At 67.3% G+C, this 26,482-nt stretch carries 22 protein-coding genes and 1 tRNA gene; 13 read left to right on the top strand and 10 right to left on the bottom strand.

The window, feature by feature from the left end; translation table 11 throughout:
* Nucleotides 1-143: 143 nt before the first annotated feature.
* Nucleotides 144-220 (top strand) — tRNA-Met (locus AC1DS0_RS25755).
* 501 nt (nucleotides 221-721) lie between these two features.
* The gene (locus AC1DS0_RS25760) at nucleotides 722-958 is read left to right on the top strand and encodes a hypothetical protein (RefSeq protein WP_476817072.1); all 237 of its coding nucleotides are present in this window, start codon (nucleotides 722-724) and stop codon (nucleotides 956-958) included.
* Nucleotides 959-975: 17 nt separating this feature from the next.
* Here AC1DS0_RS25760 and AC1DS0_RS25765 read toward each other — a convergent pair whose 3' ends face one another.
* On the bottom strand, nucleotides 976-1,686 hold the full coding sequence (locus tag AC1DS0_RS25765; protein ID WP_476817073.1) for a GntR family transcriptional regulator: 711 nt from the start codon (nucleotides 1,684-1,686) through the stop codon (nucleotides 976-978).
* Nucleotides 1,687-1,754: 68 nt separating this feature from the next.
* On the opposite strand from AC1DS0_RS25765, the gene AC1DS0_RS25770 reads away from it, so the two are divergent.
* Nucleotides 1,755-5,165 carry a molybdopterin-dependent oxidoreductase gene (locus AC1DS0_RS25770; protein ID WP_476817074.1) on the top strand — a complete coding sequence of 1,137 codons (3,411 nt, stop codon included), beginning with the start codon at nucleotides 1,755-1,757 and terminating at the stop codon, nucleotides 5,163-5,165.
* A 39-nt stretch (nucleotides 5,166-5,204) separates the two neighbouring features.
* Complete coding sequence (locus AC1DS0_RS25775; RefSeq protein WP_476817075.1) at nucleotides 5,205-6,644, top strand: short-chain fatty acid transporter; 1,440 nt, start codon at nucleotides 5,205-5,207, stop codon at nucleotides 6,642-6,644.
* A gap of 22 nt (nucleotides 6,645-6,666) precedes the next feature.
* Here the strand turns inward: AC1DS0_RS25775 and AC1DS0_RS25780 are convergent, their stop codons facing one another.
* The gene (locus AC1DS0_RS25780; RefSeq protein ID WP_476817076.1) at nucleotides 6,667-7,878 is read right to left on the bottom strand and encodes a LysR substrate-binding domain-containing protein; all 1,212 of its coding nucleotides are present in this window, start codon (nucleotides 7,876-7,878) and stop codon (nucleotides 6,667-6,669) included.
* Between AC1DS0_RS25780 and pdxA the strand changes: the two genes are divergently transcribed.
* Nucleotides 7,786-8,748: a 4-hydroxythreonine-4-phosphate dehydrogenase PdxA gene (gene pdxA, locus AC1DS0_RS25785; protein ID WP_476817077.1), complete on the top strand. Its 963-nt coding sequence runs from the start codon at nucleotides 7,786-7,788 to the stop codon at nucleotides 8,746-8,748. The genes AC1DS0_RS25780 and pdxA overlap by 93 nt on opposite strands.
* Nucleotides 8,741-9,412 (top strand): beta/alpha barrel domain-containing protein, encoded by a 672-nt coding sequence (locus AC1DS0_RS25790; protein ID WP_476817078.1) that lies wholly within the window; start codon nucleotides 8,741-8,743, stop codon nucleotides 9,410-9,412. Before pdxA ends, AC1DS0_RS25790 begins: the two co-directional genes overlap by 8 nt.
* A gap of 13 nt (nucleotides 9,413-9,425) precedes the next feature.
* On the opposite strand, the gene AC1DS0_RS25795 is transcribed toward AC1DS0_RS25790, so the two are convergent.
* Complete coding sequence (locus AC1DS0_RS25795) at nucleotides 9,426-10,454, bottom strand: GlxA family transcriptional regulator (protein WP_476817079.1); 1,029 nt, start codon at nucleotides 10,452-10,454, stop codon at nucleotides 9,426-9,428.
* A gap of 107 nt (nucleotides 10,455-10,561) precedes the next feature.
* Between AC1DS0_RS25795 and AC1DS0_RS25800 the strand changes: the two genes are divergently transcribed.
* Genes AC1DS0_RS25800 through AC1DS0_RS25820 form a run of 5 tightly spaced genes read left to right on the top strand, consistent with a single transcriptional unit; the run spans nucleotide 10,562 to nucleotide 15,364 of the window.
* Nucleotides 10,562-11,605 carry an ABC transporter substrate-binding protein gene (locus tag AC1DS0_RS25800; protein WP_476817080.1) on the top strand — a complete coding sequence of 348 codons (1,044 nt, stop codon included), beginning with the start codon at nucleotides 10,562-10,564 and terminating at the stop codon, nucleotides 11,603-11,605.
* 31 nt (nucleotides 11,606-11,636) lie between these two features.
* The gene (locus AC1DS0_RS25805) at nucleotides 11,637-12,692 is read left to right on the top strand and encodes an ABC transporter ATP-binding protein (protein ID WP_476817081.1); all 1,056 of its coding nucleotides are present in this window, start codon (nucleotides 11,637-11,639) and stop codon (nucleotides 12,690-12,692) included.
* Nucleotides 12,692-13,525: an ABC transporter permease gene (locus AC1DS0_RS25810; RefSeq protein WP_476817082.1), complete on the top strand. Its 834-nt coding sequence runs from the start codon at nucleotides 12,692-12,694 to the stop codon at nucleotides 13,523-13,525. Before AC1DS0_RS25805 ends, AC1DS0_RS25810 begins: the two co-directional genes overlap by 1 nt.
* A gap of 1 nt (nucleotide 13,526) precedes the next feature.
* Nucleotides 13,527-14,315, top strand: a complete 789-nt coding sequence (locus AC1DS0_RS25815; protein ID WP_476817083.1) for an ABC transporter permease — start codon at nucleotides 13,527-13,529, stop codon at nucleotides 14,313-14,315.
* A 35-nt stretch (nucleotides 14,316-14,350) separates the two neighbouring features.
* A complete protein-coding gene (locus AC1DS0_RS25820) occupies nucleotides 14,351-15,364 on the top strand; it encodes a proline racemase family protein (protein WP_476817084.1) in 1,014 nt (337 codons plus the stop codon).
* A 36-nt stretch (nucleotides 15,365-15,400) separates the two neighbouring features.
* Here the strand turns inward: AC1DS0_RS25820 and AC1DS0_RS25825 are convergent, their stop codons facing one another.
* The 6 genes from AC1DS0_RS25825 to AC1DS0_RS25850 all read right to left on the bottom strand — a co-directional run bounded on the left by AC1DS0_RS25825 (nucleotide 15,401) and on the right by AC1DS0_RS25850 (nucleotide 22,417).
* A complete protein-coding gene (locus tag AC1DS0_RS25825; RefSeq protein WP_476817085.1) occupies nucleotides 15,401-16,264 on the bottom strand; it encodes a hydroxymethylglutaryl-CoA lyase in 864 nt (287 codons plus the stop codon).
* A 1-nt stretch (nucleotide 16,265) separates the two neighbouring features.
* Nucleotides 16,266-16,970, bottom strand: a complete 705-nt coding sequence (locus AC1DS0_RS25830; RefSeq protein WP_476817228.1) for an ABC transporter ATP-binding protein — start codon at nucleotides 16,968-16,970, stop codon at nucleotides 16,266-16,268.
* Between the two features lie 2 nt (nucleotides 16,971-16,972).
* Entirely contained in the window at nucleotides 16,973-18,751 is a 1,779-nt protein-coding gene (locus tag AC1DS0_RS25835; protein WP_476817086.1) for a branched-chain amino acid ABC transporter ATP-binding protein/permease, read from the bottom strand.
* Nucleotides 18,751-19,668, bottom strand: coding sequence for a branched-chain amino acid ABC transporter permease (locus AC1DS0_RS25840; protein ID WP_476817087.1), 918 nt, complete (start codon nucleotides 19,666-19,668; stop codon nucleotides 18,751-18,753). Before AC1DS0_RS25840 ends, AC1DS0_RS25835 begins: the two co-directional genes overlap by 1 nt.
* A 157-nt stretch (nucleotides 19,669-19,825) precedes the next feature.
* Entirely contained in the window at nucleotides 19,826-21,028 is a 1,203-nt protein-coding gene (locus tag AC1DS0_RS25845) for an ABC transporter substrate-binding protein (protein WP_476817088.1), read from the bottom strand.
* Between the two features lie 69 nt (nucleotides 21,029-21,097).
* A complete protein-coding gene (locus AC1DS0_RS25850; RefSeq protein ID WP_476817089.1) occupies nucleotides 21,098-22,417 on the bottom strand; it encodes a hydroxymethylglutaryl-CoA reductase, degradative in 1,320 nt (439 codons plus the stop codon).
* A gap of 161 nt (nucleotides 22,418-22,578) precedes the next feature.
* Between AC1DS0_RS25850 and AC1DS0_RS25855 the strand changes: the two genes are divergently transcribed.
* A complete protein-coding gene (locus AC1DS0_RS25855; protein WP_476817090.1) occupies nucleotides 22,579-23,988 on the top strand; it encodes an aminotransferase-like domain-containing protein in 1,410 nt (469 codons plus the stop codon).
* A 17-nt stretch (nucleotides 23,989-24,005) separates the two neighbouring features.
* Here AC1DS0_RS25855 and AC1DS0_RS25860 read toward each other — a convergent pair whose 3' ends face one another.
* Nucleotides 24,006-24,914 carry a LysR family transcriptional regulator gene (locus tag AC1DS0_RS25860; protein WP_476817091.1) on the bottom strand — a complete coding sequence of 303 codons (909 nt, stop codon included), beginning with the start codon at nucleotides 24,912-24,914 and terminating at the stop codon, nucleotides 24,006-24,008.
* Between the two features lie 118 nt (nucleotides 24,915-25,032).
* On the opposite strand from AC1DS0_RS25860, the gene AC1DS0_RS25865 reads away from it, so the two are divergent.
* Nucleotides 25,033-26,466, top strand: a complete 1,434-nt coding sequence (locus tag AC1DS0_RS25865; RefSeq protein WP_476817092.1) for an NAD-dependent succinate-semialdehyde dehydrogenase — start codon at nucleotides 25,033-25,035, stop codon at nucleotides 26,464-26,466.
* Nucleotides 26,467-26,482: the final 16 nt, after the last annotated feature.

A 26,482-nucleotide genomic window follows, 5' to 3' on the forward strand; every position in this document is an offset into this window, starting at 1 on the left:
CCGCTGATGGTACTGTTGCTCAAGACCCGGGAGTGTAGGTCGTTGCCGGGCCTGACACGGATAACCCGCATCACATGACTAACAGCGCGCGGCGCCAGGTGCCCAAAAGCACCCAGCGCCGCGTTGCCGTTTAAAAAACTTACCGCGGGGTGGAGCAGCCCGGTAGCTCGTCAGGCTCATAACCTGAAGGTCGTCAGTTCAAATCTGGCCCCCGCAACCAAATCACCAAAAACCCCGTCGCAAACCGCGGCGGGGTTTTGTCGTTCAGGGCGCGCAACAGAGAGACGGAGAGGGACTTCTGCTTTGGGTCTAGTGAAGAAGCACAGGACGCGCTAGCGATTGGGTTGGGTCGAAAGCTCGCGCCTTTTTGAAGCTCTGCGATCGAGATCGCCCGGAAAGCGCTCTAGGCGTCATTCTGCCTCTTAAGCAGTGTTTGGTATAAATCGCGGACTTTCTGTCGGTCTGCCGGCCCTTTACTCGTCCTCGGCATGCTTCCCCCGGAGCCGCGATGTCTCGAAGGGAGCGTTCCAGTGTGCGCAAAACAACAAATTGCAGGTAGCGGTAGAAATCTAAAGCAATTTAACGTTGAGGCCGGGCTGCTCATACCCATTCTCCAGCTGCGCCGCCTATCGCAATCGTGGCAGGTCGCCGCTGGATCCCGCAGACCGATGCCGGTGTCGTCGAAGAAGGTGATCTCCTTGGGTGAAGTCCGGACGGGGGGATGGGCGCCAATGATCACAGCACCGATCCCGCCGATGTCGACTCGCTGGATCAGGCCATCCGCAACGCCGTCACCATTCCGGTCGCAGCGGGTGGGCGAGGTCTCGCGGAGAGCTTCGTCGCCTTCCTGCTGGCTCCGAAGGGGCGCAAAGTGCTGGAGCGCTCCGGGCAGCCGCCGATTGTTCCGTCGCAGTTCGTCGGGACAACCCCAGCTCGCCTCAAGGAGAAGCGGCGCTGACGGGTTAGGGACGGGTTCTAATCGGACCGGCTGTTTCTCTGCGCGATYGCCTCGGTGAAGATCGGCTCCCAGGCCATGACATGGCTGGTCATCAGCGCCTCGGCCTCGTCCTCCAGCCCCTGCCGGATCACCTCGATGATGCGGTAATGCTCGGGCACGGATGCTTTCTGTCGCTCCAGGCCGTGGGTTGAGCGGATCCCGTAGAGCCGCATCCGGTCGCGTAGGCGCAGGACGATGTCGGCCAGCACCTCGTTGCCGGCGAGCGCCAGCAGCTCCGCATGAAAAGCCCGGTCGGCGGCGAGATAGCGCGGGACGTCCCCGGTTTCGACGGATTCGGCAATGGTGTCGGCCTGCGCCTGCAGCTCCGAGAGATCCTCGGCCCCCATCCTGACGAGCTTGCGGAAGGCGGAGGCTTCGAGCTGCATGCGCACCTCGAAGATGCCGCGCAGTTCGTCGAGGGAGGGATCGACGACCCGGAAGCCGCGATTGCGCATCGGCTGGAGCAGCCCGTCGGAGGTGAGCTGGAGCAGGGCCTCGCGGATCGGCGTGGTGGAGATGCCGAGCGTACGTGCCAGCGAGGGCACCGAGCAGACCGTGCCCGGCGGCATCTCACCCGAAACGATCGCGATCCGCAGCTGATCGACGACCTGTTCGCGCAGATTGGCGTCTCCCGAGACCAGCAGCATCCGTTTCCTACCTTGCGCCGAATAGTTGGTGCTCTCTGCCACGTTCAACCCGGATATGGCGAGTCGCATCTCGGACTTGAAGTAGCGCGTCACGCGTAATACACTACCTTATGTCCGATATGCGGAATGCCGAGATCAAAGAGGGGTATTGCACCCTGTGCCGCTCCCGCTGCGGTTCGCTGAACCATGTGCAGGACGGCCGTCTCGTCGCGGTTTCGCCCAATCCGGCCCATCCGACCGGGGCAGCGCTCTGTGCCAAGGGGCGGGCGGCGCCCGAGCTGGTCGAGAGCCCGCTGCGACTGACCAGGCCGCTGAAGCGCACGACGCCGCGTGGCGCCGAAACGCCGGATTGGGTGGAGATCGACTGGCCTGAGGCGCTCGACACGATTGCCGAGCGGCTCGGCACGATCCGCCGCGAAACCGGGGCCGAGACGGTCGCCTTCGCGGTGACCACGCCGAGCGGCACGCCGATGGTCGATAGCTTCGAATGGGTCGAGCGTTTCATCCGCTGCTTCGGCAGCCCCAATCTGATCTATGCGGTCGAGATCTGCGGCTGGCACAAGGATTTCGCCCAGGCCCTGACCTATGGCCGCGGCATCGGCGCCGCCGATTACGACAATGCCGACGCGATCGTGCTCTGGGGCCATAACCCGACGCGGACCTGGCTGGCGCAGGCGACCCGCATCGCGCAGGCCCGCAAGCGCGGCGCGACCGTCGCGGTGGTCGATCCCAAGCGCGGCGGTGCCGGCGAGAGCGCCGATCTCTGGCTGGGCATCCGGCCGGGCGCCGATGGAGCGCTCGCCATGGGCGCCATCCGCCATCTCCTCATCAACCGCAGCTATGACGACGCCTTCGTCCGGCAATGGACGAATGCCCCGATGCTGGTCGATATCGCGACCGGGCGCCTGCTGCGGGCGCGGGACCTCTGGGCTGATGGAGCGGCCGACGCCTTCGTGTTGCTGCGTCCGGATGGTTCGGCTGTGGCCTATGACACATCAGAGGCTCTGGCGCGGCCGCAGGACGTTGTCCTCGACGGCGAAGCGACGCTGCAAGGTGCCGACGGACGGACGATCTCCTGCGCCACCGTGATGCGGCTCTTGGCGCGTGAGGCCAGCGCCTTCACGCCCGATCATGTCGCCGGGATCACTGGCCTCGCGACAGACGACCTCGCCTGCTTCTACGCGCTGTTCGAAGGCTCGCCGCGCCTCGCCTATCATTCCTGGACCGGCGTCGGCCAGCATTCCAATGCGACGATGATCGAGCGCGCTATCGGCACGCTCTATGCGCTGACCGGCGCGAGCGACCGCATCGGCGGTAATGTCTGGACGAGCGCGCCGCCCTTCCGCGCTGTGAACGATTATGCCCTGCTGCCGGAAGCGCAGCGCCGCAAGGCCCTCGGACTCGCCGAGCTGCCATTGGGTCCGCCGGCCAAGGGCTGGATCACTGCCCGCGACTTCTGCCGGTCGGTGTTGGAGGGCGAGCCCTACCGTGTCCGCGCACTGATGAGCTTCGGCACCAATTTCGTGGTGTCGCAGGGCGATTCCGGGCGCAACCGCGCGGCGCTACAGGCGCTCGACTTCCATGTCCATGTCGACATGTTCATGAACCCCACCGCCGAGCAGGCCGACATCGTCCTGCCGGCGAGCATGCCCTGGGAGCGCGAGGCGCTCAGGCTCGGCTTCGAGATCACGCAGGAAGCGGTCGAGCACATCCAATTGCGCCAGGCCATTGTGCCGCCGCGCGGCGACGTCAGGGCCGATTACGACATCGCCTTCGAACTTGCCTGCCGGCTTGGCCATGCCGATGCCTTCTTCGGCGGCTCGATCGAGGCCGGCTGGAATCATCAGCTCGAACCGCTCGGGCTCAGCGTCGCGCAATTGCGGGAGGAGCCGGGCGGCATCCGCGTGCCGCAGCCCAATCCGGAACGCAAATACGCTGCGGTCCGCACGGAAGGTGGCGTCGCCGGCTTCCCGACCGCGAGCCGCCGGGTCGAGATCTATTCCGAACAACTGCTCGCGCTGGGCCATCCGGCGCTGCCTTGCCATGTCGAGCCGGCGAGCGCAGCCGGGCGCCCGGCCGAATTGCCGCTGCTGCTCTCGACCGCCAAGTCCGGCTGGTTCGTCCACTCGTCGCATCGCCATGTCGCCTCGCTACGGCGCAAGGCGCCCGACCCCTCGGTCGAACTCAGCCTGGCGGATGCACAGGCGCGCGGCATCGTTGCCGGCGACTGGGTGACCGTGCGCACGCGCGACGGCGAGGCGCGCTTAAGGGCGAAGCTGGAGCCGACGCAGCCGGCCGGGACCGTGATTGCCGAGTTCGGCTGGTGGGAGGCCTGCACGCCGCTCGGGCGTCCCGGCGGGTCGGTGACGGGAGCGGCGACGCGCAACATCAATGCGATCCTGTCGGACCGCGACCGCGACCCGATCAGCGGCTCGGTGCCGCTGCGGGCGGTGGCCTGCGAGATCATCCGCGACGACGCGGCCTCCCGCGGCTGGTGGACGGGCGAACGCACCTTCCGGGTGAGCTCGCGTCGGCGCGAGGCCGAGGATGTCCTTGCCTTCGGCCTCGCGCCCGTCGATGGCGGGGCGCTGCCCGGTTTCCTGCCCGGCCAGTATGTTCAGCTCACCGAGCCCGGAACGGGATTGTCGCGCAGCTATTCGCTGACCGGACCGACCGAGAACCCCACTGAATACGAGATCGCAGTGCGCCGGATCGCGGCCGGCAGCGGGGGCATGCCGCCCGGCCGGATGTCGACGCGGCTGCACCAGCTCGCACCGGGCAGTATCGTCACGCTGCAGCCGCCAGCGGGGATCTTCACCCCGCCCTTGACCGGCAATCGCCCGGTGATCCTGGTCGCGGCCGGAGTCGGCATCACGCCTTTCATCGGCTACCTCGCCGCGCTCGCGCGGATCGCGCCGGAGCAGCGTCCGCCTTCGGTCGAGCTGGTCTACATCTGCCGGAACGGCGCCGAGCAGCCCTTCGGCGGCTGGCTGCAGATGATCGCCGCCAGAATTCCGGAGCTGCGGGTGATCCGCGCCTTCACCCGGCCGCGGCCGCAAGACCAGCTCGACCGCGATTATGACCATGCCGGCCGGCCGGACATCGCAAGGCAGGGCCTCGCGCACGGCGCGCGCCGGCCGCTGGCCTATCTCTGCGGGCCCGACGGCTTCGTCGCCGATACAAAGGTTGCCCTGGCCAGCATTGGCCTGCCGGGCTTCGACGTCTTCAGCGAGGTCTTCGTTTCCCAGATCGAGATACCCTCAAACCTGGCGCCGCGCCGGATCGTGCTGGAGCGGAGCGGGACATCTTTCGACTGGTCGATGCAATCAGGCAGCCTGCTCGATGCCGCCGAGGCGGCAGGACTGTCGCTGCCGAGCGGCTGCCGCAGCGGCCAATGCGAGAGCTGCCGCCTGCGTGTCGTCTCCGGCACGGCCAGCCATCTCTCGCCCTATGACGGCGCGCCCGACGACTGCCTGACCTGCTGCGCGGTGCCGCTCAGCGACCTCGTTCTCGACGCCTGACTGCAAACCAACGGCGGCAAACCGCCATAAGAGGGGACAATGACAGATACGATCCTGAACGAACGCGCGGCAGCGCCGCGCGAAGGCGTCCTCGTGCGCCTGTCGCAGACCATGGTGGCCTTTTCCGAGCGCTGGTTCCCGGACGCCTATATTTTCGTCCTGCTGGCGACCGTGGCAGTGGCGCTCGCCGCGATCGCGCATGGCGGCTCGCCGGTTGCGGTCAGCACCGCCTTCGGCGAGGGCTTCTGGAGCATCATCCCCTTCACCATGCAGATGGCGCTGGTCGCCATCGGTGGCTACATCGTCGCGCTGTCGCCGCCGGTCGCGGCGCTCATGCGGAAGGCCGCCGCCGTGCCGACGACCGGTCGCGGCGCCGTCGTCTTCGTCGGCGTGGTCAGCATCCTGCTCTCGCTGGTCAACTGGGGCGTCAGCCTGATCTTCTCCGGATTGCTGGTGCGCGAGATCGCGCGGCGCAAGGACATCCGCCTCGACTATCGCGCGGCCGGCGCGGCCGGTTATCTCGGGCTCGGATTCGGTTTCACGCTCGGCATCAGCTCCTCGGCGGCGCAGCTCCAGGCCAATCCGGCGAGCATCCCGCCCTCGCTGATGCCGATCACTGGCGTGATCAGCTTCTACGAGACGATCCTGACCTGGCAGAACCTCCTGGTGATCGTGGTCGGCACGCTGCTTTCGGCAGCGATCTGCTATTACACCACCCCGTCCGATGCCGCGGCCAAGACGGCGGCCGATCTCGGCGTCGACCTCACCGACGTCAAGGCCGAGCAGAAACCGACCCGGCCGGGCGACTATCTCGAATTCAGCCCGCTCCTGACGATCCTGATCGTCGTGCTGGCCGCCGGCTGGTTCTACGAGACCTTCAAGTCCGGCAATCCGCTGATCACCATGTCGGGCCTCAACACCTACAACTTCGTCTTCCTGCTCGTCGGCGCGCTGCTGCACTGGCGCCCGCGCAGCTTCCTGGTCAGTTTCTCGCAGGCGATGCCGAGCGTCGCCGGCGTGCTGCTGCAGTTCCCGTTCTATGGCGGCATCGCCTATATGCTGACGCGGGTGAAGGCCGGGAGCGCCTCGCTCTCCGACACGATCGCGCACTGGTTCGTCAGCCTCGCCAGCGACGCCAGCGTGTTCTCCTTCATCGTCGGGATCTATTCGGCGATCCTCGGCTTCTTCATCCCCTCGGCCGGCGGCAAATGGATCATCGAGGCGCCCTACATCATGAAGGCCGCTAACGAGATCGGCGCGCATCTCGGCTGGACCGTGATGGTCTACAACATCGCCGAGACCCTGCCGAACTTCATCAACCCGTTCTGGATGCTGCCGCTGCTCGGCGTGCTAAAGCTGAAGTCGAAGGACCTGATCGGCTACACCTCGATGCAGTTCTTCATCCACTTCCCGGTGGTGATGCTGCTCGCGGTCGCCCTGATGCACACCTTCACTTATCGCGCGCCGGTCATTCCCTGAGCGGCCGGAGCCTCGTCGTCATTCATAGTGCTGCGGCCTGGGTCATCAGCCAGGTTCGCAGCGCCGACAGGTCTTCGCTGATCGCCGAAGCTCGGGGCTGGATGAGACCATAGGCGGTTCCGTCCGGAGAGAAGCTGGCCGGTGCCTCCAGCCGCCCTGCCGCGACATCGTTCGCCGCGATCGCTTGCGGCGAGAGCGCGACGCCGAGGCCGCCGAGCGCTGCCTCCATCATCAGGAAATGATGGTCCAGCAGCCGGATCGAACGGGGGCGAGGCGCGTTCGGCTGCCCGTCGAGCCAGGCCTGCCAGGCCTGCGGCCGGGTTCGCGATCCCAGCGCGACATAGTCACCACTATCGAAAGCCCGGCGCAGCGATGGCGGCATCACCGGGCCGACCCGTTCAGGCATCAACGTCGTGACCGCCCAGCCCGGATCGAGCGCGAAATCCAGCCGCCTGATCGCGACGGTGACCCGTTCGCGCGCGAAATCCAGTGCGCCTCCGCCCGTCGACAGATGCACCTCGATCGCCGGATAGGCATCCTGGAACTCGGACAGGCGCGGGATCAGCCAGCGCATGGCGAGCGATCGCTCGCAGGACAGGACGATCGGCGCCGGCGCGGCGCTGGTCCGGATCGCCACGAGCGCCTCCGAGATCAGGCCGAGCGCCTGACCGGTCGCCTGCGCCAGGGTCTCGCCGCCGGCTGTCGGTCGCACGCCGCGCCCATCCGCTCCCAGCAAGGGCACGCCGATATCCGCGCCCAGCTTCGAAACCCGCCGGCTGACGGCCCCATGCGTCAAGGCGAGCTCCGTTGCGGCGGCTCGCACGGACCCAAGTCGGGCCACCGCCTCCAGGGCGCGCAAATCATCGAGCGAGGGGATCTCAGAACGCTTCATTGGTGATGATTTATCACCAATATTCGTCAGAACATATGCATTTTCAGCGCTGACAATTCTGCCATCCTCACGGGCATGACGATGAGCAATTCCCTGCAGATTGGCATCGCCACGGCAGGCGCCAACGCCGCTTCTCAGGCGTGGCAGCCGGCTTGCCCTGCTGGAGAGCGCCCGATGAGAGCGACAGCCCTGCCCATTGCGATCACCATGGGGGATCCCTCTGGCATCGGGCCGGAGATCGTCGCGAAATTGTTTGCTCGGCGACTGTCTGAGAAGACGTCGCCGGGAGAAGGCAAGGCGCGGCCTGCGATCGTGATCGGGGATCCGCTGGTCATGCGCCATGCCCTGGCGCTCCTGCGCAGCTCGCTCCAGCTGCGGACGATAGCGGGGGTAGACGAAGCCGCGTACGAGCCGGGCACGATCGATGTCCTCGCATCCTCCCGCCTCGACGCGCCTCCTCCGCTCGGCACGGTCAATGCGCGAAGCGGCAAGGCCGCTTTCGATGCGATCACCGTGGCGATCGAGCTGGCTGCAGCCGGGCAGGTCGCCGGGATCGTCACGGCGCCGATCCACAAGGAGTCATTGGCGGCCGCAGGCTTCGGCTACCCCGGCCATACCGAGATTCTGGCCGATCGCGGCAAGGCGGGTCGTGTGGCGATGATGCTCGCCAATGACGAGATCCGGACGGTTCTCGTCACGATCCATTGCTCGCTGCGCGAGGCGATCGAACGCGCCGATTTTACCGCGCAGATGTCGGCCATTCGCCTGGCCCATGCGGGTGGGAAGGCGCTCGGCATCGCGGCGCCGCGCATCGCTGTCGCCGGGCTCAATCCCCACGCCGGGGAGGGCGGCCTATTCGGCCGCGAGGAAATCGAGATCATCGCGCCGGCGGTCGCTGCGGCGCGCCGTGAAGGGATCGACGCGAGCGGCCCCTGGCCCGGCGACACTGTCTTCATGCAAGCACGCGCCGGCCGTTTCGACATCGTCGTGGCGCAGTACCATGATCAGGGTCTGATCCCGGTCAAATATCTCGGCCTCGACAAGGGGGTGAACATCACGCTCGGCCTGCCCTTCATCCGCACGAGCCCCGATCACGGCACGGCCTTCGACATCGCCGGGCAGGGCATCGCCGAGCCCGCCAGCCTCGAAACCGCTTTCGCCTATGCGTGCCGCCTCGCGGCCGCGCGCGACCAGGATCATCGCCATGGCTGACCTCGACTTCATCTTCATGCTGACGCGCCATGACCGGACGGTGCCGGAGGCCGCCGGTCATGTCGCGACTGCGCTCGCTGCCGGCGTCCGCCATATCGGCTTCAAGGATGTCGGGCTGCCGCTTCCCGCGCTCAGGGATCTCGATCGCATGATCAAGGCCGGCGGTGCGTCGAGTTATCTCGAAGTCGTCTCGCTCGACCGCGCCAGCGAAATCATGTCGGTACGCGCCGCCATCGATCTCGGCGTCGACCATCTGCTGGGCGGGACGCATGTCGACGATGCCCTGCCGCTGCTGCGCGGCAGCGGTATCCGCTACTACCCTTTCCCGGGCGAGATCGCGGGGCATCCGAGCGTGCTGAACGGCTCGATCGACGAGATCGCCGCCAGCGCCCGCGCCCTTGCGGGCCGGGACGGCGTCGACGGGCTCGACCTGCTCGCCTATCGCTCCGGCGTCGACGTTCCCGCGCTGATGACGGCCATTTGCGGAGCTACCGACAAGCCGGTGATCGTCGCAGGCTCGATCGACCGTCCCGAGCAGATCGAGGCCGTTCGGCGAGCCGGCGCTGCCGGTTTCACCATCGGCACCTCGGCCCTCGAGGGCCGCTTCCCGGCGCGGGGAGCCGCGCTGGATGCACAGCTCGAAGCGATCGCCGCCTGTCTTTGACGGGCGGGGCGGCTCAGCCGGGCTGTGCCTTCTGCCGCAGGGAGCGCGGGGTTTCGCGGAAGGCTGCCTTGAAATCCCGCGAGAGATGGGCGCTGTCGGAAAAGCCTGCGCCCATGGCGATGTCGGTGAGCGAGCGCCTGCTGTTCAGGATCAGCCATTTCGCATAGTCGAGTCTGAGCTTGCGCTGGAAGGCCGCCGGGCTCTGGCCGAGCGAGGCGCCGAACAGCCGCTCGAGCTGGCGCGAGCTGACCCCGACATAGCGCGCGACTGCGGCGATCGGTGGCGGGTTGTCGAGCCGCTGCTCGATGAACTGCGCGGCCTGCTGCACCCTGACATCGAGATTAGGCGCGAGTTCGGCATAGAAATGCGCTTGCGGCATCTCGGCCGGGCGCATGTCCTGCAGCATCATGTGCCGCATCGCCTGCTGGGCCTTGTCCCGCCCGCAATGGCGGGCGACGAGATAGAGGCCGAGATCGATCGCAGCGGTCGAGCCGGCGCAGGTGATCAGGTCGCCCTCGTCGATGAAGAGCCGTTCGACCCCGGCCGAGACCTTGGGAAAGCGCTCCTTGAAGGCGTCGAGCACGTTCCAGTGCACGCAGACCCGGCGCGGGCCAGCAAGGCCGGCCCGGGCGATGGCGAAGGTGCCGGTGCAGATCCCAAGCAGTCGCACGCCGGATGTCGCCGCCCGGCGCAAATAGCCGAGCAGGCTCTCGGGCAGGGCGTCGTTCAGGTAGTCGTTGCCGCCGCAGACGGCTAGATAGTCGAAGCCGGCCGGGTCGAGCAGGCCTGCATTCGGGGTGACCGAGACGCCGCAGCTTGAACGCCGCGGCTCTCCGTCGAGGCTCATTACCGTCCAGCTCGCATGGAGCTGGCGGCTGCGTCCGCCATGATCCGCCGCCAGCCGCAGCACGTCGATCAGCCCGGAGAAGGCGGCGAGCGTGAACTGGTCGAGCAGAAGGAAGCCGATCCGCAGCCGCGAAACGGGGACTGCGGCAGCTTGCGACCGGTCGCCGGTGGGTTGAAGGAGCTGCTCGGTGCTCATGTCGTGATTATTCAAATTTTGGGCCGGCGCATTCTAGTGCCTTTTGCGGCCTGCGCGCCAACATATCCTGACAGAAGCGCAAAGACGCTCGGCAGAGGAGAACGACGATGACCCGACCCATCCGGCTGGCCGCGGCCATGCTCGCCACCACCCTGCTCACCGCCCCGGCACTGGCGCAGCAGCCCGCGTCGATCACCGTCGCCTGGTATGGCGGCAATTGGGGCGACGCCTTCAAAGCTTGCGTCGCCGAGCCTTTCACCAAGGCGACCGGCATCGCCGTCAATGCCGAGATCGGCACCTCGACCGTCACCCTCGCAAAGCTGCAGCAGCAGAAGGCGGCTCCGACCATCGACGTCGCCTGGATGGATGGCGGCATCAGCGAGCTCGCTCTCGCCGCCGAGGTAACCGACAATCTCGACCCGGCGGCGATCCCCAATCTCACCAACACCTTGCCGGAAGCGATCTACAAGAGCGGCGCGACCACCTATGCGGTCGGCACCGGCTATTATTCGCTCGGGCTCACCTACAACACCCAGAAGGTCAAGGCTGTCCCGACCTCCTGGAACGATCTCTGGAAGCCGGAGTTCGAGGACGCCGTCACCATTCCCTCGCCGGCGAATTCCTCCGGCGTGCCCTTCGTGATGTTCCTGTCGAAGATCTGGGGCCATCCGGCCGGCGACCTTGCTCCGACGTTCAAGAAGATCAAGGAGCTCAAGGCCGCGCTGTTCTTCGATTCCTCGGGTGCCGCGACCAATGCCTATCAGAGCGGCGAGGCGATCATCGGCGCGCATTTCAACGTCGGCGCCTGGGATCTTGCCGACAAAGGCCTGCCGATCGGCTTCGTCGTGCCGAAGGAAGGCGCCTGGGCGACTGATGCCCGCCTGCATCTGGTCAAGGGCACCTCGAAGAAGGACGCGGCGGCGAAATTCATCAACCAGGCACTGACGCCGGAAGCCTCCGGCTGCCTCGCCGAGAAGCTCTATCTCGGCCCCTCCGTGAAGAACGTCACGGTCAAGCCTGAGACCGCCCGCAAGCTGCCCTGGGGCGAGACCGGCTCGGTCAAGAACCTGCAATTGTTCGACTGGGCCGAGATCAACGGCCTGCGCGCACGCGTCGTCGACGAGTGGAACCGCCAGATCGCCCGCAAGTGAGCGCACGGCAACGAGCATCGCGAGCCGCAGCATGATTCCCATCCTCGCCATAGACGGTCTGTCCAAGCATTTCGGCGGGCAGCCGGCGCTGACGGCGATCGACCTCGCCGTCGAGCAGGGCGAATTCATCGCCCTGCTGGGGCCGTCGGGCTGCGGCAAGACCACGCTGCTGCGTTGCATCGCCGGCTTCCTGACGCCGGAGGCCGGCACGATCCGGCTGGCGGGCGAGGATGTGACGCGTTTGCCGCCCTATCGGCGCCCGCTCAACACGGTGTTCCAGAGCTACGCGCTCTTCCCGCATATGAGCGTCGCCGAGAACGTCGCCTATGGGCCGCGCCGGCAGGGCGTCGCCAAGGACGAAGCGGCCAAGCGCGCGGCCGAGGCGCTGGAGCTCGTCGGCCTCGCGGGCTTCGGTGAACGCCTGCCGGCGCAACTCTCCGGCGGCCAGCAGCAGCGCGTCGCGCTGGCCCGCGCCATCGTCAACCGGCCGCAACTGCTGCTGCTCGACGAGCCCTTGAGCGCGCTCGACCTGAAGCTGCGCAAGAAAGTCCAAAGCGAGCTCAAGCAGATCCAGCACCGTCTCGGCATCGCCTTCCTGTTCGTGACGCACGACCAGGAGGAGGCGATGACCATGGCCGACCGGATCGTGCTGATGAACCGTGGCCGCATCGAACAGATTGGCCGCGGCCAGGACATCTACGCCCGTCCGGCGACCCGCTTCGCCGCCGACTTCATCGGCGACGCCAACCTGCTCGCGGTCAACAGGCGCGGCGACGGCTGCTTCTCGCTGCTCGACGGCGCGATCATTCTTCCCGCCGCCGATGCACCGCAGGGCAGCCTCACCGGCGTGCTGCGGCCAGAGGATATCCTCGTCACCGCCGAGCCCGTCGCCGGGTATCTCGCTCTGCCGGTCGTTCTCTCCGACATCATCCATGTCGGCAGTCATGCCTCGGTTACGCTCACCCTCGGTGGTGGTGCCCTGACGGCCCGGCTCGCCCCGTCCGCTCTGGCCGGCCTGAGCGTTGGCCAGCCCGTCCTCGCCAATATCCGCCTCTCGGATCTCCGCCTCGTGCCGGGGGATGCGTGATGAGCGGAACGCTGCGCCCGGTCCTGCTGCTCTGCGCCCTGCCGGCGGCCTTCTTCGTCGCCTTCTTCCTGGCGCCGATGGCGGTCGTGTTGATCGCGAGCCTGACCACGTCCGCGGGCCAGCCGACCTTCGCGCATTACGTCCGCATCCTCGCCGACACCTATCACTGGGACGTACTCTGGGTGACCTTCCGCATCGGCGCGCTGACCACGCTGGTCTGCGTGCTGATCGGCTATCCGCTCGCCTGGTATCTCGTCCGCATCGTGCAGTGGCGGCCCTGGCGCCGGTTCTGCGTGATCCTGCTGGTCGTGCCGCTGTTCACCAGCAATATCGTCCGCTCCTTCGGCTGGATGGTGCTGCTCGGCCGCAACGGCCTGGTCAATGACGGTCTGATCGGGCTCGGCCTGATCGAGCGGCCGATGCGTTTCCTCGGCACCGAGCTCGGCATCCTGATCGGCCTCGTCTACATCCTCCTGCCCTTCATCGTGCTCGCCGTCGGCAATGCGCTCGCCAAGGTCGATCCGGCGCTGGAGCATGCCTCCGCCGATCTCGGCGCGACGCCGGCCGGCACCTTCCGCACGATCATCTTCCCGCTCAGCCTGTCCGGTCTGATGGCCGGCGCCGTCATGGTCTTCATGCTGGCCGTCAGCGCCTATGTCACGCCGGCGCTGCTCAGCGGCGGGCGGATCACCGTCTTCTCGATGCTGATCTTCCAGCAATACAGCTCGGTCTTCGACTTCAACTATGGCGGTGCGCTCAGCATCACCATGCTGGTGTTGACGCTGGCGCTCGTCGCCGTCGCCGGACGCCTCAGTGAACCGAGGAGGGCCTGAGATGGTGTCGGCCCTCGTCCGGATCGTCTCCTTCGCCGCGCTGGCCTATCTCGCACTGCCGCTCGTCGTCCTCGTCGGGGCGTCGCTGACCACGACCAGCTTCCTCGCCTTCCCGCCGCAGGGGCTGACGTTCGCCTGGTACGGCAAGATGCTGGGCGATCCGTCCTATGTCTCGGCCTTCCTGATCAGCACGCTGCTCGCCGTCGCCGCGACGATCGTGGCGGTGCTGCTGGCGGTGCCGGCGGCGGTTGCCATCGCGCGCTATCGCTTCACCGGCCGCCGCCTCCTGTCGGAGACGCTGATGTCGCCGCTGATCCTGCCGCATGTCGTGCTCGGCGCGGCGCTGCTGCAATATGGCAGCGCGATTGGCCTCGTCCGCAGCTTTCCGGCGCTGCTCGTCGGGCATGTCGTGATCATCATGCCCTTCGTGCTGCGGGCCGTGCTGCCGCAGCTCAGCGACGAGCAGCGCAGCCTGGAGGAAGCTTCCGCCGATCTCGGCGCCCGGCCGCTGACCACCTTCTTCCTGGTGACCCTGCCGCAGATCCGCAGCGGGCTCGTCAGCGGCGCGATCTTCGCCTTCATCGCCTCCTGGATCAATGTCGAGCTCAGCATCTTCAACACCACCGCCGAGCTGACCACGATCCCGGTCAAGCTGTTCAACTACGTCCAGTACACGATCGACCCGACGATCGCGGCGGTCTCCGGCCTGACGATCATCGTCGCCGCTGTCGTGATCGTGCTGCTCGACCTCACCATCGGCCTCGACGTGCTCTCGGAGCGACGCCGCTAACCCTCTCGACCAACTGCCTTTCAAAGGAGCCGCACATGCGCCAGCAGAATGTCTTCGACGTCGTCTACACGCATACCGAGGGTGAACCCCTCTGCATCATCCATAGCGGGATTCCGTACCCGGCCGGATCGAGCATCCTAGAGAAGCGCCGCTTCCTCGAGGAGAACTATGACTGGCTGCGCTGCGCCCTGATGCGCGAGCCGCGCGGGCACAAGGACATGTTCGGCGTGTTCCTGACGCCGCCATCGAGCCCGGACTACGATGCCGGCCTGATCTATATCGACGGCACCCAGTATTCCCATATGTGCGGCCACGGCACGATCGCGGTCGGCATGGCGATGGTCGCGCTCGGCCTCGTCCGGCGCGGCGAGAACGGCCGCACCACCATCCGCTTCGAGACCACCGCCGGGCTGGTCACCGCCGAGGTCGCCAATGACGGCCCGGACGTGCTCTGGACCCGCTTCGAGAATGTGCCGGCCTATGTCGCAGCGCAGGACGTGCCGTTCGACCTGCCGGGCGTGGGCTCGCTCAAGGCCGACATCGTCTGGGGCGGCAACTATTTCGGCATCATCGACCTACGCGGCACCTCGCTCAAGATCTCGCCGGAGAACGGCTCCGAGCTTTCGCGCCTCGGCATCATCGCCCGCGAGCAGCTTCGCCAGAAGGTCGCGATCCAGCACCCGGCTTCGGCGCATATCAACAACTTCAACTTCGTCACCTTCTGGCATGAGCCGACGATCGAAGGCGCGTTCTACAAGAACGTCCACGTCTTCTCGGCCGGCCAGCTCGACCGCTCACCCGGCGGCACCGGCACCAGCGCGATGATGGCGATGTACGAGGCGCGCGGCCTGATGAAGCTGCAGCAGCCGATCCGCTCGGAAGGCCTGCTCGGCTCCGGCACCTTCGAAGGCTGCCTGATCGGCGAGACCAGCCTGAACGGTACCCGCGCGGTGCGCCCGACCGTGAAGGGCACCGCGGGCCTGCTCGGAACCGCACGCTGGACGATCAACCGCGACGATCCCGTCGACGCCGGCTTTCTCGTCGCCTGATCACGCGTCTTGGCGGGGCGGCGTCAGGCCGCCCTGCTATCGTGCTGCGGCTGTCCTGCGGCCGGCGATCCATTCGGCCGTTGCCTCCAGGCGGGTGGTGTCGATCCCGGTCGCGATGCCCCTGGCTTCGAAATGCGCGACCAGTCGTTCGGTGGCGAGATTGCCGGCCGCGCCGGGTGCGTAGGGACAGCCGCCGAGGCCGCCGACCGAGCCGTCGAAGACGCGCAAGCCCAGCTCCCAGGCCGCCGCGACATTGGTGATGGCGCGGCCGGAGGTGTCGTGGAAATGCCCGGCCAGCATTATGGCCGGTGCCCGCCGCAAGGCGGCCTCGACCATCGCCGCCGTCCGCTCCGGCGTGCCGCGACCGAGCGTGTCGGACAGGGCGATCTCGTTGCAGCCGAGCGCGAGCAGCTCGGCTGTGACCGTCGCGACCGCCTCGGGCGCGATCTCCCCCTCATAGGGGCAGTCGAGCGCGCAGGAGACATAGCCGCGCACCGGCACGCCGGCACGCTCTGCCAGCGCCATCACCGGCCGGAAGCGTTCGATGCTCTCCGCGATCGTGCAATTGGTGTTCTTCCGGCAGAAGCTCTCCGACGCCGCGGTGAACACGGCGAGCGCCTGCGCGCCGGCGGTGAGCGCGGCCTCCGCGCCCTTCTCGTTCGGGACGAGGGCCGAGTAGATGACGCCCGGCCGGCGATTGACGCCGCGCATCACCGCCTCGTGGTCGGCCATTTGCGGCACCCAGCGCGGCGAGACGAAGGCGGTCGCCTCGATGCGGGAGAGGCCGGCCTCGGCGAGCCTGTCGATCAGCGCCAGCTTGTCCGCGGTGGCGATCTCGGCCTTCTCGTTCTGAAGCCCGTCACGCGGGCCGACCTCGACGATGGTGACGCTGTCGGCCATTTCAGGCGCCGAGATAGGCCGAGCGGACGCGCTCGTCGCGCAGCAGCTCGGCGCCGGTGCCTTCGAGCGTGATCGTGCCGGTCTCGATGACATAGGCGCGGTCGGCGATGGCGAGCGCCTGATTGGCCATCTGCTCGACCAGCAGGATCGTCATGCCCTCCTCGCGCAGCCGGCGGATCACCGAGAACACCTCGCGCACGATCAGGGGAGCCAGACCGAGCGAGGGCTCGTCGAGCAGGAGCAGCTTTGGCCGCGCCATCAGGGCGCGGGCGATCGCCAGCATCTGCTGCTCGCCGCCGGACAGCGTGCCGGCAAGCTGGTCCTGCCGCTCGGCGAGGCGCGGGAAGATGCCGAAATAGCGTTCGATATCGCTGGCGATGCCCTCCTCGTCGCGGCGGGCATAGGCGCCGAGCACGAGATTGTCGCGCACGCTCTGGTCGCCGAAGACCAGGCGCCCCTCCGGCGAGTGACCGATGCCGAGGCGCACGCAGTCATGACCCCTGATGCCGGTGATGTCGCGGCCCTCGAAGCGGATCGTGCCGTTGGCGACCTTCACCAGCCCGCCGATCGCCCGCATCAGCGTCGACTTGCCGGCCCCATTGCCGCCGATCAGCGTGACGACCTCGCCTTGTCCGACGGTGAGCGAGATGCCCTTCAGCGCCTCGACCGCGCCATAGCGGACCTTCAGACCTTCGATCGCGAGCATGGTCATGCGGCGACATCCTCATCGGCGCCGAGATAGGCGGCGATGACCTTCGGGTTCTGCCGGATCGCTTCCGGCCGTCCCTCGGCGATCAGCGCGCCATAGTCGAGCACCAGCACATGCTGCGAGATGCCCATGACGAGGTCCATGTGATGCTCTATCAGCAGCACGGTGACGCCGGCCTGCTGGATGCGCTTGATGACCTCGCCGAGCTCATGCGTCTCTTGCGGGTTGAGGCCAGCGGCGGGCTCGTCGAGCAGCAGGAGCTTCGGCTTCGAGGCCAGCGCGCGGGCGATTTCGAGCCGCCGCTGCAGGCCATAGGGCAGGCTTTTTGCTGGCTCATGAGCGCGCGTGCCAAGGCCGAGATCGGTGAGCAGCGCCAATGCGTCGGCGCGGGCGGTGGCCTCCGCCTGGCGGCTCGACGGCAGGCCGAGCAGCGAGGCGACGAAGCCGGTCTCGATGTGCCGGTGCGCACCGAGCAGGACATTGTCGAGGGCCGAAAGCTCCCCGAACAGCTTGAGGTTCTGGAAGGTGCGGGCGATGCCGAGCGAGGCGACGCGATGCGCCGGCCAGCCGGCGATCTCCTGCCCCTCGAAGCGGATCGAGCCGCTGCCCGGCGCGACATGGCCGGAGAGCAGGTTGAGCAGCGTCGTCTTGCCGGCGCCGTTCGGACCGATCAGCGCATGGACCTTGCCGGCAGTGATGGCGAAGGAGATGTTGCGCACCGGAACGATGCCGCCATAGGCCTTGTAGAGGTCCTTGACGACGAGGATCTCGCCGCTCGCCGCCGCTGCTGAGGTTGCCGCCAGAGCGCTGTGGCCAGTGATGCCGGGTATAGCCGCCTTGCGCGGCCGCCACCTTGCAGCGAGGCCGGAGACCGCCCCGGCGATGCCGTTCGGCATCAGATAGAGCGAGAACAGCAGGAGCGCGCCATAGGTGAAGTGCTGGAGCGCCGGCCAGCGCGCCAGCCAGGCGTCAAGCAGGGTCAGGATCACCGCACCGAAGAGCGGCCCGTAGAGTGAGCCCGAGCCGCCGAAGATCACCACGACCAGCAGGAAGATCGACAGGTTGAAGGTGATGAAGTCCGAGTTGAAATACTGGTTCTGCTGCGCGACGACGGCGCCGGCGAGGGCGCAGGTCACCGCCGAGATCACGAAGGCCAGTGTCTTGGCGCGCACCACGGAGATGCCGACCGACTGCGCCGCCGGCTCGGCCATCTGCACGCCAAGGAAGGCGCGGCCATAGCGGCCGGCGAGGAGCGAGCGCAGCATCAGATGGGTGGCGATGCAGAGCGCGCCGACGAACCAGACCCAGTGCAGGTTGGTGAAGCTGGTGCCGGCGAGCGAGGGTGCATTGATGCCGTAGAAACCGGCCTGGCCCTTGAAGATGTCGGTCCACTCCGTGACGATCTTCTCGACGACGATGCCGAAGCCGATCGTCACCATGGCAAGGCTCGGGCCGGAGACGCGCACCGAAGGCATGGCGATGACGAGGCCGAAGACAGCGCCGAAACCGCAGGCCAGCAGCAGCGAGAGCCAGGGAGAGAGCCCCCATTCGATATTGGCGATCGCCGCCGTATAGGCGCCGACGGCGAAGAGCCCGGCATGCCCCAGCGATTTCTGGCCGGCATAGCCGACGAGGACGTTGAGGCCCGCGGCGGCGAGATAGTTCACCCCGATCGTGAACAGGATCTGCAGGTAGAAATCGTTGAAGCCGAACAGGGGCACGAGCGCGAGGGCCATCGCCAGCGCCGCCACCCCGAGGGCATGGGCGAGCGCCGGCATCAGATCTTCTCCACGCTGCGCGCGCCCATCAGCCCGCCCGGGCGGACGACGAGGACGATGATGATCAGCAGGAAGATGGTGATCTCCCGCATCTCGGCGCGCCAGAGCCCGACCAGCGCCTCGACGATCCCCAGCAGGAAGCCGCCGAGCATGCAGCCGCGCGGGCTGGTCAGGCCGCCGACGATCGCGGCCGAGAAGGCCTTCAGCGCGATGCCGAGCCCGATGAAGACGGAAGCCGTGGTGATCGGCGCGATCAGGATGCCGGCGAGCCCGGCGAGCGCCGAGGAGATGACGAAGGCGAGAATGACGATCGTCTCGACATTGATGCCGACGATCGCCGCCGCCTGTGGGTTGAAGGCGACGGCCCGCAGCGCCTTGCCGAAGCGCGTCTTGCGCAGGACGATGTCGAGCCCGACCATGACGGCGACCGCGACGACGGCGATCAGCACCTCCTGCGGGCGGATACCGGCACCGGCGATGCGCCAGACCTCGCTGCCGAGCGGCGAGGGCACCGCGATCGAGGCCGGGCCCCAGATCGCCAGCGCGGTATTCTGCATGATGATGCCGAAGCCGATCGTGCTCAGCACCCAGTTGAGGCCGCCGGCCCCGACGAAGGGCTTGATCGCGCAGTAGTAGAGCGCGATGCCGATCGCGCCGACGACGACGACACTGGCGATCGTCGCCAGCACATAGGCCGTCATCGTCATCTCGGCCTGGGTCAGATTGCCGAAATGCGGCTTGCCCGCCGCCAGCAGCAGGAGTGAAACGCCGACCAGGCTGCCCGGGACGAGGAAGGCGCCCTGGCCGAAATTGAAGGTCTTGGTCGTGGCGTAGGTGATGTTGAAGCCGAGCGCGATCAGCCCGTAGATCGCGCCCAGGGCCAGACCGCTGGCCAGAGCCTGAAGGAATGCCGTCATCGTCTCTCCGCCATGACCAGCCAAAGCCGCTCCGGCCTCGTCGTGCTCGCCCTTGTGGCGAGCATCCACGTCTTGAACACCGCATTCGATCGATCAAGCGAAGACGTGGATGGTCGGCACAAGGCCGACCATGACGGGCGGAAGCCCGATGGAGACGTCAGCGCTTCAGATCGGCCGCCGTCAGGCCTTTGACCACCGCGTCGTCGAGCTTGACCACGCGGCCGTCCTTCCACTGTGCCAGGTGGAAGTCGGCGACGCCGAGCGCCTCGTGCTGCTCCTTGCTGAAGGGCTTCTCGTACTTCTTGATGATGCCCTGCACCGCACCAAGATTCTCGAGCGCAGCCTGCAGCTTCGGGCCGTCCGTGCCGTCGGCCTGCTTGATCGCGGCGGCGATCAGCATCACCGCGTCATAGCCCTGCGCGGCCGAGACGAAGGCCGGCATGTTCGGATGCTTGGCGACGAGGCGCTTGTGCAGCGCCGCGGCCCGGTCGCTGGCGTCCTCGGTGGTCGATGCCGCGAAGACGGTCTTCTCGGCGAGCTTGGGGCCGGCGATGTTGACCAGCGGCGTGTTGATCGAGCCCCAGGTCGAAAGCAGGCCGGGGTAATAGTCCATCTTCTCCATGCTCTTCAGCACCTGCGCCGTCGCGTCGGCCAGCGAGCCGGTGATGATCATGTCGGCGCCGGCCGCCTTCAGCTTGGCGAGCTGCGAGGTCATGTCGGTGTCCTTCGGCCCGAACTTCTCGATGCCGACCGGCTTGATCCCGTGCAGGGTCAGGATCTCCTGCAGGTCCTTGGTCGCCGCCTGGCCGTAGCCGGTGGTGTCGGCGATGATCGCGATGTTCTTGCTCTTCGAGGCCTTGACCGCATAGGCGGCGAGCAAAGCGAGCTGCTCGCGATCGACCATCGACACCCGGAAGATGTAGTTCTGCGGCTCCTTGGCGTAGCGGGCGGTGATGTCGGTCGCGGTTGCGACATGCGAGATCACTGGCACCTTCTTCTGCTGCGGGATGTGCAGCCAGGCGAGGGCATTGCCCGAGTTGGTCGGGCCTACCACGGCTGCGACCTTCTCGTTGTCGATCAGCTCGTTCATGTTCTGGATCGACTTCGGCGGCGCGCCGGCATCGTCACGGACGACGCCGACGACCTTGCGGCCGAGGACGCCGCCCTGGGCGTTGAGATCGTCGATCGCCGCCTGGAAGCCGTAGAGGCCGGAGAGGCCGAGCTCAGCCGCGCCCGAGGCCGACTGGTCGGCATTGTAGCCGATCTTGATCTCGTTCTGCGCGAAGGCCGGCAACGATAGCACCATGCCGGTCGAGACCAGCAGGGCACTGAGCGTGCGGCGGGTGATGCGATTATCCATGAACGTTCCTCCGGTTGTCGTCCGCTTGCTGCGGTTCTGTGGTGAGTCCTGGAAAAGATGAAGTGCGGATCAGCCCTTGCGCCGTTCCGCCAGCAGCTCGCGTGCCCGGTCGACGCGGACGTCGTGCGTGCGGGCGAGCTCGGCGGCGATCGCCTCGACCTCGGCACCCTCGGCCCCGGCGACGATGGCGATATTGCGGGCGTGCAGGGCCATATGGCCGCGCTGGATGCCTTCGGTCGCCAGCGCCCTGAGCGCCGCCATGTTCTGGGCGAGGCCGACCGCGACGGTGACCTCGGCCAGTTCCTGTGCGCTGGTGACGCCGAGCAGCCTGAGCGACCATTGTGCCAGCGGATGGGTCTTGGTCGCACCGCCGACCAGGCCGAGCGCCATCGGCAGCTCGATCGAGCCGACGAGATTGCCGTCGCGATCCTCCTCCCAGGTCGTCAGCGAGGTGTAGCGGCCGCTGCGGGCGGCATAGGCATGGGCCCCGGCCTCGATGGCGCGCCAGTCATTGCCGGTCGCGACCACCACGGGGTCGATGCCGTTCATGATGCCCTTGTTGTGGGTGGTGGCGCGGTAGGGATCGATCGCAGCGAAGGTATAGGCGTCGAGCATGCCGTCGATCATGCGCCGGCCGGAGAATTCCTTGGTCGCCAGCGCCGCCTCAGGGATGGTGATGCTGGCGCGCGCCAGCCTGAGATCGGCAAGGTTCGACAGGATGCGCAGGCGCACCGTGCCGCCAGTGATGCGCTCGACGATCGGCGCCACCGTCTCGGCCATGGTGTTGACGGTGTTGGCACCCATCGCGTCGCGCACGTCGACGAGCAGGTGCATCACCACGATCGGTCCGCGCGGCGTCTGCGGGAAGACATGGACCTCAATGCCCTGGCAGCCACCGCCGAGCGAGATCAGCACCTTGTCCCTGGCATTGGCGGCGGCGACGATCTCGGCCTGCGCCGCCAGCAGCTTGTGACGCGCGCCCTCGGGATCACCGACGCCGAGAAGCTGGACCTGCGCCCGCATGATCGGCCGGTCGCTGGAGGTGCGGAAGCCGCCGGAGCCGCGGGCGATCCGCGCCATATAGGAGGCCGCGGCGACGACGGAGGGCTCCTCCACCGCCATCGGGATCAGGTAATCCTTGCCGTTGACGGTGAAGTTGGTGGCGATGCCGAGCGGCAGTTCGAAGGTGCCGACGACGTTCTCGATCATACCGTTAGCGAGGGTGAGCGGCAGTGCGCCGGGCTGAGCCAGCAAGGCGCGGTCGGCATCGGAGAGCCTGGCCGCCGCGACAGCCTGGTCCAGCCGCTCGGCGCAGCTCAGATTGCGGTAGTTCTCGATGCGCGAGTTCACCTCGCGTCCGGCGGCGCTGTGCGCCTCGGCCGTCGTCATGTCGTTTCCTCCCCAGCCGGGGTTTTTGCTGCGCCGCGCGATCGGCATCGGCGCTTCTTCGGTTGACAAGCTCGGACAATCGCCGGAGAGCGGCAAGGCACAATTTCCGCAATGTCCCATTCTCTGTACCAGTGAATTGACTGGTACAGATGCGAGGCTTGATGGACGAGCAGGCCGACAGCAACCGCACCGGCGCGATCGTCACCCGGATCAGCCGGATGATCGACGAGGGGCTGCTCCAGCCGGGCCGGCGCATGGCCTCGCTGCGGCTGGCCGCCGGCGAATACGGCGTCTCCAAGAACACGATGGTCGAAATCTATGACCGGCTCGTCGCCGGCGGCCGTCTCGAAGCCCGTCGCGGCGCCGGCTTCTATGTCCGCGCGCCCGGACAGCGGCCGAGCGAGGCGCCGCTGCCGCATATGAGCGAGGCGATCGACATCGTCTCGCTGCTGCGCGAACAGCTCTGCCAGGTCCATCCGGTCCGCGTCGGCGACGGCCGCCCGCCGCGCTCCTGGATGGAGGATTCAGAGCTCGGGCGGCATCTGCGCGTCCGCGGCGGCAAGGGCGACCTGCCGATCGAGCACGGCTATGGCGACCCCGTCGGCTATGCGCCCTTGCGCACACAGGTCGGGCTGATGCTCGCCGAGCGCTCGATCCAGGTCTCGCCGGCGCAGATCCTGATGACCTTCGGCGCCAACCATGCGCTCGATCTGATCATTCGCCAGTTGCTGCAGCCCGGCGACACGGTGCTGGTCGACAGCCCCGGCTATTATCCGCTCTTCGGCAAACTGAAGCTCGCCCGCATCGAGATGGCCGGCGTCCGGCGGTTGCCGGATGGGCCTGACCTCGACGATCTCGCCGCGCAGATCGCCCGGCATCGGCCGAAGGTGTTCTTCACCCAGTCGCTGGCGCACAACCCGACGGGCGGCTCGATCGCCCTGCCGATCGCCCATCGCCTGCTGCAGCTCGCCGCCCAGCACGATCTCACCATCGTCGAGGACGATCCCTTCGCCGACGTGATGCCGGCAAGCGCGCCGCGGCTCGCCGCGCTCGACCAGCTCGAGCGGGTGATCTATCTCGGCACCTTCTCGAAGACGCTCTCGGCCAGCCTGCGTATCGGCTATGTCGCCGCGAGCCCGGCGCTCGCCCGCTCGCTCTGCGACATGAAGATGCTGACCGTGGTCAACTCTTCCGGCTATCTAGAGCGGCTGGTCAGCGACCTGATCGCCAGCGGCCAGTACCGCCACCATCTCAAGCGCCTGAAGGAGCGGATCGGCAAGGCGACCCGCACTGCCTTCGTCGGGCTGGAGCGCCTCGGCCTACCGGTCTTCGCTCGCCAGGGCGGCGGCTATTATCTCTGGGTCGGCTTGCCGCCGGGCCTCGACGACCTGGCGCTCGCCCGCCGGGCTTCCGAGCAGGGCATCTTCATCGCACCGGGCACGGTCTTCATGCCCGAGCGACACCAGCCCGACGCCGACGAAAGAGCGGCCGGCATGCGGATCAACGTCGCCTATGCCGACGATCCCGCCTTCATGGCCTTCCTCCAGGCCGAATTGGCAGGCGCTTCCTAGTATCGGCGGTGCCGAACTCAGTCGATGTCGGCCGGCGTCAGGCGGCGGACATGGCGGCGCAGTACGGTCTCGAACGTCGCCAGCGCCGGCGAGATCGAGCGGCCGCTCGGCCGGATCAGGACGATGTCGCGCGCGATCGCCGGATTCGCCAGAGGCCGGGCGAGAACCCTGCGATGCGGCGCGGCGGCACGCGCATAGGTCGGGAGCACGGCGACGCCGAGCCGTGCTTCGACCAAAGCGAGTGCGGTGGTGATCTGCGAGACTTCATAGGCCGGGACGAGCGGGATGCCGACGGTCTCATAGGCGACCTCGACCAGGAGCCGGATGCCGCTGTCGCGCGTCAGCGTGATCAGCGGCTCGTTCTGCAGCTCGCGCCAGTCGACACTCGTATCGGCGAAGCGGCTGCCGGAGCTGCAGAACAGCATCAGATTGTCGCGGGCCATCGGGATGCGCTCGATGCCGTCCTCGACGGCGGCGAAGGTCCCGAGGCCGCAATCAACCCGGTTCAGCCTGACAGCCTCGACGATCGTGTCGGTGCGCGCGTCGAGCACCGCAACCTGCACACCGGGAAAGCGCTCGCGCATCTCCGCGATCGCCTCGGGCAGGATCGCCGCGGCGAGCAGCGGCGGAGCGGCGACGGTGATCTTGCCGCGCCGGCGTTCRGCGAGATCGTTGGCGTTCTGGATGGCGAGGTCGAGATCGTGGAGGATCTTGGCGGAGGCGCCCTGGAACTCCCGGCCCCCCTCGGTCAATTCGACCCGGCGCGTGGTGCGGTCGAACAGGCGGATGCCGAGCGCCTGCTCCAGCTCGCGCACCAATTGCGACAGCGCCGGCTGCGCCATGTGCAGACGCTCGGCCGCTTTGGTGAAGGTGCCGAGCTCGGCGACGGCAAGGAAGGCCTGGATCTGTCGGAGCGTGACTGCCATGGCGATATTTATAAGCAGATCATCTGAATTCAGACAAATAAGCTGAATTCCATATGGTGATGGCCAAGGCCATCATGCCTCGACATTGCGCCGTTGGCCGCTCCGTTCGAGGCTTTTCATGACCGCCTATCCAGATTTGCAGCTCTATATCGGCGGCGCCTGGCGCAAGACTCCCGACAGCCTGCCGGTGCTAAACCCGGCCGATGAGAGCGTGATCGGCGCGCTTCCTGTTGCCGCTCGTGCCGATCTCGACGATGCGCTGTCCGCGGCCAGGGAAGGCTTCAGGGTCTGGAGCCGGATGTCGCCGCGCGTCCGTGGCGAGATCATGCTGAAGGCGGCGGCGCTGATGAGAGCCCGCATCGACGAGATCGCCCATGCGATCACGCTCGAGCACGGCAAGCCCTTCGCCCAGGCGCAGCTCGAGGTGATCCGCGGCTGCGAATTCTTCGAATGGGATGCGGCCGAGGGCCAGCGCACCTATGGAAGGGTGATCCCGAGCGAGCCCGGCATCAAATATGTCGTGATGCACCAGCCGATCGGCATGGTCGCGGCCTTCTCGCCCTGGAATTTTCCGATGAGCCAGCCGGCGCGCAAGATCGCCGGCGCACTCGCCGCAGGCTGCTCGATCATCCTGAAAGCGGCCGAAGAGACACCAGCGGGTGCGCTCCACATCGCCCGCGCCTTGCACGACGCCGGCCTGCCGCCCGGCGTGTTCAACCTCGTCTTCGGCGTGCCGGCCGACATCTCCTCCTATCTGATCCCGCAGGAGCAGACCCGGCTGATCGCCTTCACCGGCTCGACCGCCGTCGGCAAGCATCTGACCCGGATCGCCGCCGATCATATGAAGCCGGTGCTGATGGAGCTCGGCGGCCATGCCCCGGTGATCGTCTGCGACGACGTCGACCCGGTCACGGCGGCGACGGCCTCGGCGATCCGCAAATCGCGCAATGCCGGCCAGGTCTGCACCTCGCCGACGCGGTTCTTCGTGCAGGAGCCGATCTACGAGGCCTTCGCCCGGACCTTCGCCGAGAAGGCGCGTTCGGTCGTGGTCGGCAACGGTCTCGATGCCGGAACGCAGATGGGCCCGGTCGCCAATCATCGCCGCATCGAGGCGATGGAGGTGCTGGTCGCTGACGCCAGGGCCAAGGGTGCGCGCGTTCTCGCCGGCGGCGAGCGCATCGGCAATCGCGGCTATTTCTTCCCGGTGACCGTGCTCGCCGATGTGCCCGATGATGCGAGGATCATGCGCGAGGAGCCGTTCGGGCCGCTCGCGGTGATCAATCCGGTCTCGACGCTGGACGATGCGATCGCCAAGGCGAACGGCCTGCCTTTCGGCCTTGCCGCCTATGCCTTCACCCATTCCGCCAGCCGGGCCGATCGCCTCGCCGACGAGATCGAGGCCGGCAACGTCTCGATCAACACGCTGGAGGCTTCGGTCGCCGAGGTGCCGTTCGGCGGCGTCAAGGACAGCGGCTATGGCCGCGAGGGCGGTGCCGAGGGGCTCTCGCACTACACGATCATCAAGACCGTTTCGCACCGCATGGCGATCTGACCGGTGGGCGACAAGG

It is taken from the genome of Allobosea sp. P4_H5 (assembly GCF_056400825.1).